The 14,447-nt window shown below is 62.1% G+C and carries 12 protein-coding genes; 6 read left to right on the plus strand and 6 right to left on the minus strand.

What is annotated here, in order from left to right:
- The first annotated feature begins 69 nt into the window (after positions 1–69).
- Positions 70–717 carry an invasion associated locus B family protein gene (locus tag K7H91_RS19535; protein ID WP_230721895.1) on the plus strand — a complete coding sequence of 216 codons (648 nt, stop codon included), beginning with the start codon at positions 70–72 and terminating at the stop codon, positions 715–717.
- A gap of 73 nt (positions 718–790) precedes the next feature.
- Here the strand turns inward: K7H91_RS19535 and hspQ are convergent, their stop codons facing one another.
- The 3 genes from hspQ to K7H91_RS19550 all read right to left on the minus strand — a co-directional run bounded on the left by hspQ (position 791) and on the right by K7H91_RS19550 (position 3,067).
- On the minus strand, positions 791–1,120 hold the full coding sequence (gene hspQ / locus K7H91_RS19540; protein ID WP_230721896.1) for a heat shock protein HspQ: 330 nt from the start codon (positions 1,118–1,120) through the stop codon (positions 791–793).
- A 129-nt stretch (positions 1,121–1,249) separates the two neighbouring features.
- Positions 1,250–2,659, minus strand: a complete 1,410-nt coding sequence (glnA, locus tag K7H91_RS19545; protein WP_230721897.1) for a type I glutamate--ammonia ligase — start codon at positions 2,657–2,659, stop codon at positions 1,250–1,252.
- Between the two features lie 69 nt (positions 2,660–2,728).
- Positions 2,729–3,067 carry a P-II family nitrogen regulator gene (locus K7H91_RS19550; protein ID WP_018063299.1) on the minus strand — a complete coding sequence of 113 codons (339 nt, stop codon included), beginning with the start codon at positions 3,065–3,067 and terminating at the stop codon, positions 2,729–2,731.
- 361 nt (positions 3,068–3,428) lie between these two features.
- On the opposite strand from K7H91_RS19550, the gene K7H91_RS19555 reads away from it, so the two are divergent.
- Complete coding sequence (locus K7H91_RS19555) at positions 3,429–4,892, plus strand: NAD(P)H-hydrate dehydratase (protein ID WP_230721947.1); 1,464 nt, start codon at positions 3,429–3,431, stop codon at positions 4,890–4,892.
- Between the two features lie 40 nt (positions 4,893–4,932).
- On the opposite strand, the gene K7H91_RS19560 is transcribed toward K7H91_RS19555, so the two are convergent.
- Both K7H91_RS19560 and uvrA read right to left on the minus strand, forming a co-directional pair.
- Positions 4,933–5,733 carry a DUF72 domain-containing protein gene (locus tag K7H91_RS19560; protein ID WP_230721898.1) on the minus strand — a complete coding sequence of 267 codons (801 nt, stop codon included), beginning with the start codon at positions 5,731–5,733 and terminating at the stop codon, positions 4,933–4,935.
- A 10-nt stretch (positions 5,734–5,743) separates the two neighbouring features.
- Positions 5,744–8,665 (minus strand): excinuclease ABC subunit UvrA, encoded by a 2,922-nt coding sequence (gene uvrA, locus K7H91_RS19565; RefSeq protein ID WP_230721899.1) that lies wholly within the window; start codon positions 8,663–8,665, stop codon positions 5,744–5,746.
- Between the two features lie 252 nt (positions 8,666–8,917).
- Here uvrA and K7H91_RS19570 point away from each other — a divergent pair, with 252 nt between their 5' ends.
- Positions 8,918–9,430: a single-stranded DNA-binding protein gene (locus K7H91_RS19570; RefSeq protein WP_230721900.1), complete on the plus strand. Its 513-nt coding sequence runs from the start codon at positions 8,918–8,920 to the stop codon at positions 9,428–9,430.
- 68 nt (positions 9,431–9,498) lie between these two features.
- On the opposite strand, the gene K7H91_RS19575 is transcribed toward K7H91_RS19570, so the two are convergent.
- On the minus strand, positions 9,499–10,149 hold the full coding sequence (locus K7H91_RS19575) for a MarC family protein (protein WP_230721901.1): 651 nt from the start codon (positions 10,147–10,149) through the stop codon (positions 9,499–9,501).
- Positions 10,150–10,375: 226 nt separating this feature from the next.
- On the opposite strand from K7H91_RS19575, the gene gyrA reads away from it, so the two are divergent.
- The 3 genes from gyrA (at position 10,376) to K7H91_RS19590 (ending at position 14,437) form a co-directional block, all read left to right on the plus strand.
- Complete coding sequence (gene gyrA / locus K7H91_RS19580; RefSeq protein ID WP_230721902.1) at positions 10,376–13,192, plus strand: DNA gyrase subunit A; 2,817 nt, start codon at positions 10,376–10,378, stop codon at positions 13,190–13,192.
- A gap of 153 nt (positions 13,193–13,345) precedes the next feature.
- Entirely contained in the window at positions 13,346–13,840 is a 495-nt protein-coding gene (gene coaD, locus K7H91_RS19585) for a pantetheine-phosphate adenylyltransferase (protein WP_230721903.1), read from the plus strand.
- A gap of 33 nt (positions 13,841–13,873) precedes the next feature.
- Positions 13,874–14,437 carry a peptidylprolyl isomerase gene (locus tag K7H91_RS19590; protein WP_018063291.1) on the plus strand — a complete coding sequence of 188 codons (564 nt, stop codon included), beginning with the start codon at positions 13,874–13,876 and terminating at the stop codon, positions 14,435–14,437.
- Positions 14,438–14,447: the final 10 nt, after the last annotated feature.

Here is a 14,447-nt window from a genome sequence, read left to right on the forward strand (position 1 = left end):
GCCGCATTTCGGTAACAATAGCGATGCAGGGTCCCCGGACCTTTCGCAGATGAACCAGGAGAGATTTTGATGCTTTCACGCGCCAGTATTATCAAGCGTGTCGCGGTTTGCGCCTTCACGATTGCGGGCCTTTCGGCCGCCGGCGCTTCGGCTCAGGAACAACAGCAGCCCCAGCAGCCGCAGGCTGGCGCGGCTCCCACGCAGGGTTGGTTCAAGACCTGCAATGACAACGGCAATGGCGGCGTCTGCATCGTGCAGAACTATGCCCGCGCCGAAAATGGCCAGGTGCTGACCGCCGTCGGCCTGATCCAGCCGCAGGGCAGCAACGGCCAGGCCATGCTTCAGGTAACCGTGCCGACCTTCCGGCTGATCCCGGCCGGCGTGCAGATGCAGATCGATACATCCGCGCCGCAGAAGCTCGACTACGCCATCTGCACCAATGAGCAGTGCATTGCCCAGGCGCCACTCAACGATACGCTGGTCAATGCCATGAAGCGCGGCGGCAAGGTGACCTTCACCTCGGTCAATATGCGCCAGCAGCCGAACCCGGTCGACCTGACGCTTTCCGGCTTCACCGCCGCCTTTGACGGCGACCCGATCAGCCAGCCCGACCTGGTCGAAAGCCAGCGCAATCTGGACGAGTCGATCAAGAAAATGGCTGTCGATCGCCGCAAGAAGATCGAGGAAGCCCAGCAGAGCGCCACGACGGGCAACTGATAGGCTCGTCTCTCGGCGACAAAAAAAGGCCCGGCTGAATGTCTCAGCCGGGCCTTTTGCTGTTGACGTCCGTTCAATGCGTGCTGGCAAAGCGCGGCGCGAGATGGCCGCTGTCGGTCACCATGAATATTTCGCCGACCTGCGGGTTGCGCAACGGCTCGCCGCTCATGTCCAGCTGGAGATTGCCCTCGGAGACATAGGCGACATACCCCTTTTCTTCGTTCTCGGCCACGAGATGGTAGAACGGCTGATCCTTGCTGGGCCGGATTTCCGGCGGAATGGAATTGTACCATTCTTCGGAGCGGGAGAACTCCGCGTCGACATCGAATACCACGCCCCGAAAGGGAAGCGCGCTATGGCGGACGATATCGCCGATATTGTATTTCGCTTCGCGTATTTTCATGAGCATTTCCTTTCGTGTTCTATATGGAAATGCGTTTTGCCAGGTGCAAGGGGTGTGTCCGCGCTGCGCCGCAGACACAAAAAACCGGCCGCCCGAGGGCAGCCGGCTCATCGTCAAGACAGTCCGTGATCAGACCGAGTAGTACATGTCGAACTCGACCGGATGCGGGGTCATTTCGAAACGCATGACCTCTTCCATCTTCAGAGCGATATAGGCATCGATCTGGTCGTCATCGAACACGCCGCCGGCGGTCAGGAACTCGCGATCCTTGTCCAGGCTTTCCAGCGCTTCGCGCAGCGAGCCGCAGACGGTCGGGATTTCCTTCAGCTCTTCGGCCGGCAGGTCGTACAGGTCCTTGTCCATGGCATCGCCGGGATGGATCTTGTTCTTGATGCCGTCGAGGCCGGCCATCATCAGCGCGGCGAAGGCGAGGTAGGGGTTCGCGCCCGGATCGGGGAAGCGGACCTCAACGCGCTTGGCCTTCGGCGAGGAGCCGAACGGAATGCGGCAGGAGGCCGAACGGTTGCGGGCCGAATAGGCGAGCAGAACCGGAGCTTCATAGCCGGGCACCAGGCGCTTGTAGGAGTTGGTCAGCGGGTTGGTGAAGGCGTTGATGGCCTTGGCGTGCTTGATGATGCCGCCGATGTAGTACAGGCAGGTCTCCGACAGGCCGGCATAACCGTCGCCGGCGAAGGTCGGCTTGCCGTCCTTCCAGATCGACTGGTGCACATGCATGCCCGAGCCGTTGTCGCCGAAGACCGGCTTCGGCATGAAGGTGGCCGTCTTGCCATAGGCATGGGCAACCTGGTGGACGCCATACTTGTAGATCTGGGTCTTGTCGGCCATGCGGGTCAGCGTGTCGAACACCATGCAGAGTTCGTGCTGGGCCGAAGCCACTTCGTGGTGGTGCTTTTCGACGACGATACCCATTTCAGCGAGAACCGTGAGCATTTCCGAACGCATGTCCTGAATGCTGTCGACCGGCGGAACCGGGAAGTAGCCGCCCTTGGTGCGCGGACGGTGGGCCATGTTGCCGGTTTCATATTCGGTGAAGGCGTTCGACGGCAGTTCGGTGCTGTCGAGCTGGAAACCGGTATTGTAGGGCTCGGCGTTGAAACGCACGTCGTCGAACACGAAAAATTCCGGCTCGGGACCGAAATAGGTGGTGTCGCCGATGCCGGTCGACTTCAGATAGGCTTCCGCCTTCTTCGCCGTGGTGCGCGGGTCGCGGTTATAGGCTTCGCCCGTCAGCGGCTCCAGAATGTCGCAGAACACGACCAGGGTCGACTGGGCGAAGAAGGGGTCCATATGGGCGGTCGCCGTGTCGGGCATCAGCACCATGTCGGACTCGTTGATGGCCTTCCAGCCGGCGATCGACGAACCGTCGAACATGATGCCGTCGGCGAACAGGTCTTCATCGACAGCCGAGACGTCCATCGTCACGTGCTGCAGCTTGCCCTTGGGGTCGGTAAAGCGCAGATCCACGAACTTGACGTCGTTGTCCTTGATTTGTTTCATAATTTCAGAAGCTGTCGTCATTTAACGTTTTCCTTGCATAAGAAGATGACGATAGGGATACCCCATCTTTGTCAAAAGAGGAGGGATGGATCAGATGGCGTCAACGCCGGTTTCGCCGGTGCGGATGCGCACGACGCCCTCGACATTGGAAACGAAGATCTTGCCGTCGCCGATACGCCCGGTTTGAGCGGCATTGCGGATGGCTTCGATGACCGCGTCCACATTTTCGTCTGCCAGAACGACCTCGACTTTGACCTTGGGAAGAAAGTCGACGACGTATTCAGCGCCCCGGTAGAGCTCCGTGTGACCCTTCTGGCGCCCGAAGCCTTTGGCTTCCGTGACAGTGATGCCCTGCAGGCCGACGTCCTGAAGGGCTTCCTTCACTTCGTCGAGCTTGAAAGGCTTGATGATCGCTTCGATCTTTTTCATGAGAAAATTGCTCTCCGCTTCTCCCGTTGAAGCAGGCGTCAGCCCGCTCGGAACTTCTAATGCACATTGCATGCCAAGTTCGATTATTCTTCCTGCAAATCCACCGAAATGAAATTGCGGCGTGGCGATTGCCGCAGCATTCCGCATGTGGCACCGAAATCAGGTTCGCCAAAAGGCGCCTTCAGGTCAATAGCGCGGCATTTCAAGGGCGCTGAACATCCGGGCGCTTGATTTTTAAGCAGCAACCTGTGTTCAATTAATAGGCAATTGATTACCAACTAGCCAGAAGAAAGTCGCCTCTTGCATCATCGCCCGATTTTCCGCTCTATTCACCCGCGATGAAGGAGTGCCGGCCTTGCTGATGACACCTGAGGAAATGGGGCGCGCCGACGCGCTTGCCGCTGAGAGCGGTATAGACAGCTACGCGCTGATGGTGAGCGCGGGGCGGGCGGTCGCGGCCTGCCTGCTGCGGCACTATCCGGCGGCGCGGCGCGCCGTGGTGTTGTGCGGGCCCGGCAACAATGGCGGCGATGGCTATGTCGCGGCCCGCGCGCTCGCCGAAACCGGCATGAAGGTGGCGCTGTTTCACCTTGGTGATCCTGCCAGGCTCTCCGGCGACGTCCTTCGGGCGCGGCAGGATTGCGGCATGGACAGCGCGGGGCTGGATGGCTTTCGGCCGGAGCAGGGCGATGTCATTGTCGATGCGCTTTTCGGCGCGGGCCTGGCACGGCCGCTTTCCGACGAGATTGCCGCCGTGATCGCACGGACGGAGGGTCTGCCGGTGGTCGCGGTCGACCTGCCGTCTGGGGTCAGCGGCCTGACCGGCCAGGTGCTTGGCGCGGCCTTCAAGGCCTCGCATACCGTGACCTTCATGGCGGCCAAACCCGGCCATTACGTGCTGCCGGGCCGCGCGCATTGCGGCCGGCTGGAGGTGTTCGATATCGGTATTCCGCAGCGCATACTGGCGGAGGCGGCGGGCGACCACCATCTCAATATCCCGGCGCTGTGGGCCGAGAGCCTGCCGTGCGCGGGCGCCGACTCACACAAGTTCAAACGTGGCCATCTCGGCGTTTTTTCCGGCGGCGCCTCGGCCACGGGCGCCGCCCGGCTTGCCGCGATGGCGGGTTTGAAGGCGGGCGCCGGTCTGGTCACGATCGCGGCCGCGCCGCGGGCGATCCTCGTCAATGCCGCGCATCTGACGGCGATCATGCTGAAGCGCATCGAGGATGTTTCCGCGCTCAAAGACTGGATCGCCGACAAGCGGCTGTCGGCTTTCGTTCTCGGCCCCGGATTCGGGGTCGGCGCTGAAACGCGGGATTATGCGGAGACGCTGATCGGACGCCCGCTGGTGCTCGACGCCGACGGGCTGACCGCCTTCGCGGAGCAGCCTCAGGCGCTGTTCAAGCAACTGGAAGCGGCTCCGGGAACCTGCGTCATGACCCCGCATGCCGGCGAATTCGCGCGGCTTTTTCCCGATCTTGCCGAGGATGGTGGTCTGGGCAAGCCCGAAAAGGCATTGCGGGCGGCCCGGCGCGCCCATGCGGTGGTGCTTTACAAGGGCGCCGACACCGTGATCGCGTCGCCGGATGGCAGGATCGCGATCAACGCCAACGCCCCGCCATGGCTTGCCACCGCCGGTTCGGGCGATGTGCTTTCCGGCATCATCGGCGGGTTGCTGGCGCAGGGCGTGCCGGCCTTCGAGGCGGCGGCGGCCGGGGCATGGCTGCACGGCGAGGCCGGGAGCCGGGCAGGGGCGGGGCTGACGGCGGAGGACCTGCCGACCCACCTGCCTTCCATCCACGAGATTATCGATAACGCACGCTGAGTCGCATTGCCGCCGACAGAGACCGGCCCCTACGCAGATCCTACTCATCGACCAGACTTTGCAGCTCCTGCGCACCCGCCGGCGCACGAACCTTGCCGCCGGTGATGAAGAACGCATAGACGTCGCGCGGTTTCGATTCCAGCGCATCGCCGGCAAGGCGCGGCAGATCATCAGGCGCGCCGCCCTTTGACCAGAGCTTCAGCTTTTCAGCCCATTCCTTCAGGCCCGCCTCGGGATAACAATGCGGGTTCTCATCCTCGCCCTTTTGCAGGCGAGCATAGACGAAATCGCCGGTGACATCGGCGATCATCGGGTATTCGGGATGATCGGCGCAGACGATGGTCGCGCCATATTTGCGGGCGAGCGCGACGAAATCCGGGTCGAGGAAAGAAGGGTGGCGGACCTCAAGCGCATGTTTCAGCGCCAGCCCATCCCGCTCTTTCGGCAGAAGCTGCAGGAAATCCTCGAAATCCTCCGCCTCGAACTTTTTTGACGGCATGAACTGCCACAGGATCGGCCCGAGCCTGTCGCCAAGCTCGGTGATGCCCTGGCCGAGAAATTTTTCAATCGAGCCCTCGGCCTCGGCGAGCTTCTTGCGGTTGGTGCAGAAGCGGCTCGCCTTGAGCGAAAAGACGAAGCCGTCCGGCACGCTCGCCGCCCATTTGGCGAAGGTCGCGGGCTTCTGCGAGGAGTAATAGGTGCCGTTAACCTCGATCACCTTCAGCTTGTCACCGGCATATTCAAGCTGGCGCGTTTTCGGCAGCTTGTCCGGATAGAAACTCTCGTTCCACGGATCAAAGGTCCAGCCGCCGATGCCGATGCGAATTGCGCCTGCCGTCATATCCCGTCTCCTATTCCGCCGCTTCCGTCTTTTTCGGCGGCCGCCGTTCCAGAAGCTCCTGAAGATACTGACCGGTGTAGGACGCCTTTTCCTTCACGATGTCTTCCGGCGTGCCGGTCGCGACGATCCGGCCGCCGCCATCGCCGCCCTCGGGACCGATATCGATCACCCAGTCGGCGGTCTTGATGACCTCGAGATTGTGCTCGATCACCACCACCGAATTGCCCTGTTCGACAAGCTGGTGCAGCACTTCCAGAAGTTTCGCGACGTCGTGGAAATGAAGTCCGGTGGTCGGCTCGTCGAGGATGTAGAGCGTCTTGCCCGTCGAGCGGCGCGACAGCTCCTTGGCGAGTTTCACCCGCTGCGCCTCGCCGCCTGACAGCGTATTGGCCTGCTGGCCGACCTTGATATAGCCGAGGCCGACGTCCTGAAGCGTCTGCAGCTTGTCGCGCACCGAGGGCACGGCGGAGAAGAACTGGACGCCTTCCTCCACGGTCAGTTCCAGAATATCGGCGATCGACTTGCCCTTGAAGCGGACCTCCAGCGTCTCGCGATTGTAGCGCTGGCCGTGGCAGACGTCGCAGGTGACGTAGACATCCGGCAGGAAGTGCATCTCGATCTTGATCAGCCCGTCGCCCTGGCACGCCTCGCAGCGCCCGCCCTTGACGTTGAACGAGAACCGGCCCGGCTGATAGCCGCGCGCCTTGGACTCCGGCAGGCCGGCGAACCATTCGCGGATCGGCGTGAAGGCGCCGATATAGGTGGCCGGATTGGAGCGCGGCGTGCGCCCGATCGGCGACTGGTCGATATCGATGACCTTGTCGACGAATTCCAGCCCCTCGATGCGGTCGTGCGGGGCCGGGTTTTCGCGCGCGCCCATGATCCGCCGCGCGGCCGCCTTGTAGAGCGTCTCGATCAGGAATGTGGATTTGCCGCCGCCGGAAACGCCGGTGACGGCGGTGAACAGGCCGAGCGGTATCGAGGCGGTGATATCCTTGAGGTTGTTGCCGCGCGCGCCGACGACCTTGAGCGCCTTGCCCTTCTTCGGTTGCCGGCGTTCGGCGGGCACGGCGACTGCCCTGGCTCCGCTCAGATACTGGCCGGTCAGCGATTTAGGGTTGGCCATGATCGCCTGAGGCGTGCCCTCGGCCACCACCTCGCCGCCGTGAATGCCGGCCGCAGGGCCGATATCGAGCACATAGTCGGCGGTCAGGATCGCGTCCTCGTCATGTTCGACGACGATGACGGTGTTGCCGATATCGCGCAGATGTTTCAGCGTATCGAGCAGCCGCGTGTTGTCGCGCTGATGCAGGCCGATCGAGGGCTCGTCGAGCACGTAGAGCACGCCGGTCAGCCCCGAGCCGATCTGCGAGGCAAGCCGGATGCGCTGGCTCTCGCCGCCGGAAAGCGAGCCGGAATTACGCGACAGCGTGAGATATTCCAGCCCGACATCGTTCAGGAACCGCAGCCGCTCGTTGATTTCCTTGAGGATGCGCACCGCGATATCATTCTGCTTCTGCGAAAAATGTTTCGGCAGGTCCTCGAACCAGTCCCGCGCCGCGCGGATTGAAAGCTGGCTCACCTCGCCGATATGGCGCTTGTTGATCTTGACGGCGAGCGCCTCCGGTTTCAGCCGGTAGCCGTTGCAGGCCGGGCAGGGGGCCGCCGACATGTAGCGCTCCATCTCCTCGCGCGCCCAGGCGGAATCCGTCTCCTTCCAGCGCCGCTCGAGGTTCGGAATGATGCCCTCGAAGCTCTTGGTGGTCTTGTAGCTGCGCGCGCCGTCGGCATACTGGAACTCGATCTTGTCATCGGTCCCGTTGAGGATCGCGTTTGTGGCCTGTTCCGGCAACTTGTCCCAGCGATCCGTCATCTTGAAGCCGAAATGCCGGCCAAGCGCCTCCAGCGTTTGCTTGTAGTAAGGCGACGAGGATTTCGCCCAGGGCGCGATCGCGCCTTCTGACAGTTTTTTCGCCCGGTCGGGAATGACAAGACCTTCATCGATCTTCTGCTGGAAACCGAGCCCGTCGCAGGTCGGGCAGGCTCCGACCGGGTTGTTGAACGAGAACAGCCGCGGCTCGATTTCCGGAATCGTGAATCCCGAAACAGGACACGCGAATTTTTCCGAAAAAACAACGCGTTCATGGGTTTCGTTGAGAGATTTGTTCTTGGCGCCGCCAGCCGCCGTCTCGTTTTCCGGCAGCGGTTTGTCGGCGAATTCGGCGACCGCCAGCCCGTCCGCGATCTCGAGGCAGGTCTCCAGACTGTCTGCAAGCCGGGTCGCCAGATCGTCGCGCACTGCAACGCGGTCGACCACAACGTCGATATCATGCTTGTATTTCTTGTCGAGCTTCGGCGCTTCGGCGATCTCGTAGAATTCACCGTCGATCTTGACGCGCTGGAACCCCTTCTTCATCAGCTCCGCCAGTTCCTTGCGAAACTCGCCCTTGCGGCCGGTCACCAGCGGCGCAAGAATATAAAGCCTTGTGCGTTCCGGCAGAGCCAGAATCCTATCCACCATCTGTGTCACGGTCTGGCTCTCGATCGGAAGGCCCGTCGCCGGCGAATAGGGGACGCCGGTGCGGGCGAACAGGAGGCGCATATAGTCGTAGATCTCGGTCACCGTGCCGACGGTGGAGCGCGGGTTCTTCGACGTGGTCTTCTGCTCGATCGAGATCGCCGGCGACAGGCCCTCGATCCGGTCGACATCCGGCTTTTCCATCATCTCCAGAAACTGGCGCGCATAGGCCGACAGGCTTTCGACATAGCGCCGCTGCCCCTCCGCATAGATCGTGTCGAACGCCAGCGAGGATTTGCCGGAGCCCGAAAGCCCGGTCATCACGATCAGGCTGTTGCGCGGCAGGTCCACGTCAACGCCTTTCAGGTTATGCTGGCGCGCGCCGCGGATGGAGATATTCTTCAGTTCGCTCATGGGATCAGGCTTCTCGAGAAGGGAATTTGCTTCCTATGTAGTTCACGCCGCGGCTCTGTCGAGGTGCAGCAAAACAGACGGTTTGAATGTCCCCGGTTGAATCGCTTGACTCGATCATAGCAGAGCAATAGAACAAATAAAGAACATTTTTAATTGTGGATTGTCCCGTATCGGTTGATCGCTTTTGGAGAGATCGTCTATGCTGCCGAAAATTCTCTAAAGCGCCGCAACGCGGTTATACAGGTGGTAGTCATGGCAGGTAGTGTAAACAAGGTCATCCTCGTCGGCAATCTCGGAGCGGACCCGGAAATCCGGCGCACACAGGATGGCCGGCCGATCGCCAATCTGCGGGTGGCCACGTCGGAGAGCTGGCGCGACCGCAATTCCGGCGAGCGCAAGGAGCGCACGGAATGGCACCGGGTGGTGATCTTCAGCGAGGGGCTGTGCAAGGTCGCGGAACAGTATCTGCGCAAAGGCTCCAAGGTCTATATCGAAGGCCAGTTGCAGACCCGCAAATGGACCGACCAGGGCGGCCAGGAGCGGTTTTCGACCGAGGTCGTGCTGCAGGGCTTCAACGCCACGCTGACCATGCTGGACGGCCGCGGTGAAGGCGGCGGCGGTGGCCAAGGCGGCAACTTTGGCGGAGGCCAGGGCGGCGGTGGCTATGACGATTACGGCTCGCAGCCGTCTTCCGGTGGTGGCGGCGGTGGTCGCAGCAGCGGCGGCGGTTTCTCGCAGGATCTCGACGACGACATTCCGTTCTGATCAACCTCGCATCGCCTTCTTGAGGGCGGTGAGACCGTTTTCCCGCTATCGGCGGCAGAGCGTAGATTTCAGCCGGCGACTGCGGGCGGCGGAGCGTGCATCACCGTCGTAACGCCGTCGATCACGAACTGCACGGCCAGCGCCGTCAGCATCATGCCGAGAATGCGGGTGAGAATGTTGCGACCGGTTTCGCCGAGAAGCCGGTCGATCAGGCCGGCGGCGAGCATTGCCAGCAGCACGACCAGCGAGGCGACGAAGATCACCAGAACGAGCGCCAGCTTGTCCAGCACCGTTTCCATCTTGGAGCCGAGCAGGATCGTCGCGGAGATCGCGCCGGGGCCTGCGATCAGCGGCATGGCCAGCGGGAAAGCGGCGAGATTGGCCATGCCATCCTTCGTGATGGCGGTTTCCGTGGTCCTCTCCTTTCTTTCAACGCGTTTTTCGAAGATCATTTCCACGCCGATCCAGAACAGAAGAATGCCCCCGGCGATACGGAACGCGCTCATGGAAATGCCGAGCGCGTTGAGGATGTCATCGCCCAGCAGGGCAAAGGCCAGGAGCAGAAAGAACGAAATCAGGCTGCCCCGGATCGCCACCTTGCGGCGCTGCGCCTGGGTCATGCCAACGGTCAGCGCCAGGAAGATCGGCACCATGCCGGGCGGATCCATGGTCACCATCAAGGTGGTGAAGCCATTTATCAGCGTTGCCAGTTCGTTCATCGCCCGTTTCCGCCAGTTTTTTCTTCTTCGTGGGCCACGCCGCCGCGGCGAAGCGCAGGCGGCATCCGCAGCGCTCTTGCCAGCTTGCCACAAGATCACCACCTGACACGAATAAAAACTTGGAATCCGCCGTCTGTCCACTGTCAGGAGGCTTGCGCAATTGGCGTCAGCCATCGGATTCGGCTATAAAAAACCAGATGATTCTAGCTTGAGATCGTGATTCACATTGACTGATCAAACGACACCATCGGGCGGCGGCCTGCCGCCGGGCATCGAGCCCATCTCCATCATGGAGGAAATGCAGCGTTCCTACCTCGATTACGCGATGAGCGTGATCGTCAGCCGCGCGCTGCCGGATGTGCGTGACGGCCTGAAGCCGGTGCACCGCCGTATCATGTACGGCATGTCCGAAATGGGCGTGGACTGGAACAAGAAATACGTCAAATGCGCGCGCGTCACCGGCGATGTCATGGGTAAGTACCATCCCCATGGCAATGCCGCTATCTATGACGCGCTGGCGCGTATGGCACAGCACTGGTCGCTGCGCCTGCCGCTGATCGACGGGCAGGGCAATTTCGGCTCTGTCGACGGCGATCCGCCGGCGGCCGAGCGCTACACCGAATGCCGCCTGCAGAAGGTCGCGCATACGCTGCTCGACGATCTCGACAAGGACACCGTCGATTTCCGCGAGAACTATGACGGCACACTGTCGGAGCCGGTGGTGCTGCCGGCCAAGTTCCCGAACCTTCTGGTCAATGGCGCGGGCGGCATCGCCGTCGGCATGGCCACCAACATCCCGACCCACAATCTGGGCGAGGTGATCGACGGCTGCATCGCGGTGATGGAAAATCCCGCGATCGAGCTGCCGGAACTGATGCAGATCATTCCGGGACCGGACTTCCCGACCGGCGCGCAAATCCTCGGCCGTGCCGGCATCAAATCGGCCTATGAGACCGGGCGCGGCTCGGTGATCATGCGTGGACGAGCCACGATCGAGCCGATGCGCGGCGATCGCGAGCAGATCATCATCACCGAGATTCCCTATCAGGTGAACAAGGCGACGATGATCGAGAAGATGGCCGAACTGGTGCGCGACAAACGCATCGAAGGCATTTCCGATCTGCGCGACGAGAGCGACCGCGAAGGCTATCGCGTTGTCGTCGAACTCAAGCGCGACGCCAATGCCGAGGTCATTCTCAACCAGCTTTACCGCTACACCCCGCTGCAGACCTCGTTCGGCTGCAACATGGTGGCGCTGAACGGCGGCAAGCCGGAACAGCTCACCCTGCTCGATATTCTGCGCGCCTTCGTCTCCTTCCGCGAAAGCGTGGTCAGCCGACGCACCAAATATCTGCTCAGGAAGGCGCGCGATCGCGCCCATGTGCTCGTCGGTCTGGCGATCGCGGTCGCCAATATCGACGAGATCATCAATCTGATCCGCCGTGCGCCCGATCCGCAGACGGCGCGCGAGCAGCTGATGGAACGGCACTGGCCGGCCCGGGATGTCGAGGCGCTGATCCGCCTGATCGATGATCCGCGCCACAAGATTTCCGAGGATGGCACCTACCAGTTGTCCGAGGAACAGGCCCGCGCCATTCTTGAACTGCGCCTGTCGCGCCTGACCGCGCTCGGCCGCGATGAAATCGGCGACGAACTGAACAAGATCGGCGACGAGATTAAGTCCTACCTCGAAATCCTGTCATCGCGGCAGAAGATCCAGGAGATCATCAAGGAAGAGCTGATCGCGGTTCGCGACGAGTTCGGCACGCCCCGCCGCTCCGAAATCCTCGAAGGCGGTCCGGATATGGACGACGAGGATCTGATCGCCCGCGAGGACATGGTCGTCACCGTCTCGCGCAACGGCTATATCAAGCGCGTGCCGCTCACCACCTACCGCGCCCAGCGGCGCGGCGGCAAGGGTCGCTCCGGCATGTCGATCCGCGACGAGGATTTCGTCACCCGCCTGTTCGTGGCCAACACCCATACGCCGGTGCTGTTCTTCTCCTCGCGCGGCATCGTCTACAAGGAGAAGGTCTGGCGCCTGCCGATCGGCACGCCGCAATCGCGCGGCAAGGCGTTGATCAACATGCTGCCGCTGCAGCAGGGCGAGGCGATCACCTCCATTCTGGCGCTGCCGGAGGATGAGGAAAGCTGGGCCGAGCTCGACGTGATGTTCGCCACCACGCGCGGAACCGTACGCCGCAACAAGCTCTCGGACTTCGTGCAGGTGAACCGCAACGGCAAGATCGCGATGAAGCTCGACGACGAGAACGATCGCATCCTGTCGGTCTGGACCTGTACGCCGGATGACGACGTGCTGCTGACGACGGCGATGGGACAGGCCATCCGCTTCCCGGTTCCAGCCATTCGCGTCTTCGCCGGGCGCAATTCGATCGGCGTGCGCGGCATCGGCCTTGCCGAGGGCGACGAGGTGATCTCGATGACCATCGTCAGCCATGTCGACGCCGAGCCGTGGGAACGCGCCGCCTATCTGAAGCGGGCAGCGCTCGAACGCCGCACCGAAACCGGGGAGGGCGAGGATATCGCGCTTGTCGGCGAAGAGGTGGCGGAAGAGGGCGTCTTGAGCGATGATCGCTATGAGGAACTGAAGTTCCGCGAGCAGTTCATCCTGACCGTGACCGAAAAGGGCTTCGGCAAGCGTTCGTCCTCCTATGACTTCCGCATCTCCGGACGTGGCGGCAAGGGCATCCGCGCCACCGACACCTCCAAGACGGACGAAATCGGCCGGTTGATCGCGGCCTTCCCGGTTCTCGACGGCGACCAGATCATGCTGGTCACCAATGCCGGGCAGTTGATCCGGGTGCCGGTCTACGACATCCGCATCGCCAGCCGCACCGCCAAGGGCGTCACGGTGTTCAAGACCGGCGCCGAGGAAAAGGTGGTCTCGGTCGAGGTCATTAGCGAGCCTGACGACGATGAGGCGATCGAGGACGCTGTTGAAGCCGGCGTCGATGTCGAGGCCGGCAGCGAAGGCGCGGCCGAGGCGACGGGGATCCCTGACGAGGGAACCGACGAGACCTGATCGGCGAATAACGGGAATGAAGACTGGAGCCGGGCCCTGCGCCCGGCTTCTTCGTTTGACCGATCCGTTTGGCGCCTGAACCGGCTTGCAGCCCGGCACTTTCCATGACAAAAGGCCGTGACCGGAAACGGGGCCGAGGACGCGACGAAGCATATGGCGAAGGCATTTTACACAGGCTCATTTGACCCGATGACCAACGGGCATGTCGACGTGGTGCTGCAGGCACTGAACGTCGCGGAAAAGCTCGTCATCGGCATCGGCGTGAATGCCGGCAAAACGCCGCTTTTCACCTTCGAGGAGCGGGCGGGTTTTCTGAAGCGGGGCGTGGCTGAAAACCTGCCGGAGCGGGCAGGGGATGTCGAGGTGATCGCTTTCAGCGGCCTTGCCGTCGATGCCGCGCGCGAGGCCGGCGCCAGCCTGATCATTCGCGGGCTGCGCGATGGCACGGATTTCGATTACGAGATGCAGATGGCCGGCATGAACGGCGAGATGGCCCCGGAGATCCAGACCGTTTTTCTGCCGGCGAAACCGGCCTCGCGTCCGATATCGGCCACATTGGTGCGTCAGGTCGCGGCCATGGGCGGCGATGTGGCGCGCTTCGTGCCGGACTATGTGGCGGCGGCGCTCAGGGCAAAACACTCGCGGTAGCCTGGTGAGGAAACCTTTTTCAAGGAGAACAATATGCGCAAGATGATTGCGGGACTGGCAGCGGCAACGCTGATTTCGACATTCGCGGGTACGGCCATGGCTGCCGACACGCTGACCTTCAACACCACCGAAGGTCCTTTCACCATCGAGCTTTTCGAAGATCTCGCGCCGCAGAATGCCGCGCGCGTCAAGGAGCTTGCCGAAAGCGGCGCCTATGACAACGTCGTGTTTCACCGCGTGATCGACGGCTTCATGGCCCAGACCGGCGACGTTCAGTTCGGCGATACCGAGGACGGCTACGACCTGAACCGCGCCGGCATGGGCGGTTCCGACATGCCGGACCTGCCGGCCGAGTTTTCCGACGTGCCGTTCAAGCGCGGCGTGGTCGGCATGGCCCGCGCGCAGGACCCGAACTCGGCCAATTCGCAGTTCTTCGTCATGCTCGAGGATGGCCCGTTCCTGAACGGCCAGTACACCGTGATCGGCGAAGTGGTCGACGGCATGGACAATGTCGACAAGATCAAGAAGGGCGATCAGGCCCAGAACGGCAAGGTCAGCGATCCGGACCGGATCCTGGACGTCACCGTCGGACAGTAAGTTTTGAACC

Origin of the sequence: Martelella mediterranea, from assembly GCF_021021415.1 — a bacterium.
GTDB classification, from domain to species: domain Bacteria; phylum Pseudomonadota; class Alphaproteobacteria; order Rhizobiales; family Rhizobiaceae; genus Martelella; species Martelella mediterranea_C.

Excerpts from the sequence above, each read along its gene's own strand:
- K7H91_RS19535 (WP_230721895.1), top strand. The coding sequence starts at position 70 with ATGCTTTCACGCGCCAGTATTATCAAGCGTGTCGCGGTTTGCGCCTTC.
- hspQ (WP_230721896.1), bottom strand. The coding sequence starts at position 1,120 with ATGAAAATACGCGAAGCGAAATACAATATCGGCGATATCGTCCGCCAT.
- glnA (WP_230721897.1), bottom strand. The coding sequence starts at position 2,659 with ATGACGACAGCTTCTGAAATTATGAAACAAATCAAGGACAACGACGTC.
- K7H91_RS19550 (WP_018063299.1), bottom strand. The coding sequence starts at position 3,067 with ATGAAAAAGATCGAAGCGATCATCAAGCCTTTCAAGCTCGACGAAGTG.
- K7H91_RS19555 (WP_230721947.1), top strand. The coding sequence starts at position 3,429 with ATGACACCTGAGGAAATGGGGCGCGCCGACGCGCTTGCCGCTGAGAGC.
- K7H91_RS19560 (WP_230721898.1), bottom strand. The coding sequence starts at position 5,733 with ATGACGGCAGGCGCAATTCGCATCGGCATCGGCGGCTGGACCTTTGAT.
- uvrA (WP_230721899.1), bottom strand. The coding sequence starts at position 8,665 with ATGAGCGAACTGAAGAATATCTCCATCCGCGGCGCGCGCCAGCATAAC.
- K7H91_RS19570 (WP_230721900.1), top strand. The coding sequence starts at position 8,918 with ATGGCAGGTAGTGTAAACAAGGTCATCCTCGTCGGCAATCTCGGAGCG.
- K7H91_RS19575 (WP_230721901.1), bottom strand. The coding sequence starts at position 10,149 with ATGAACGAACTGGCAACGCTGATAAATGGCTTCACCACCTTGATGGTG.
- coaD (WP_230721903.1), top strand. The coding sequence starts at position 13,346 with ATGGCGAAGGCATTTTACACAGGCTCATTTGACCCGATGACCAACGGG.
- K7H91_RS19590 (WP_018063291.1), top strand. The coding sequence starts at position 13,874 with ATGCGCAAGATGATTGCGGGACTGGCAGCGGCAACGCTGATTTCGACA.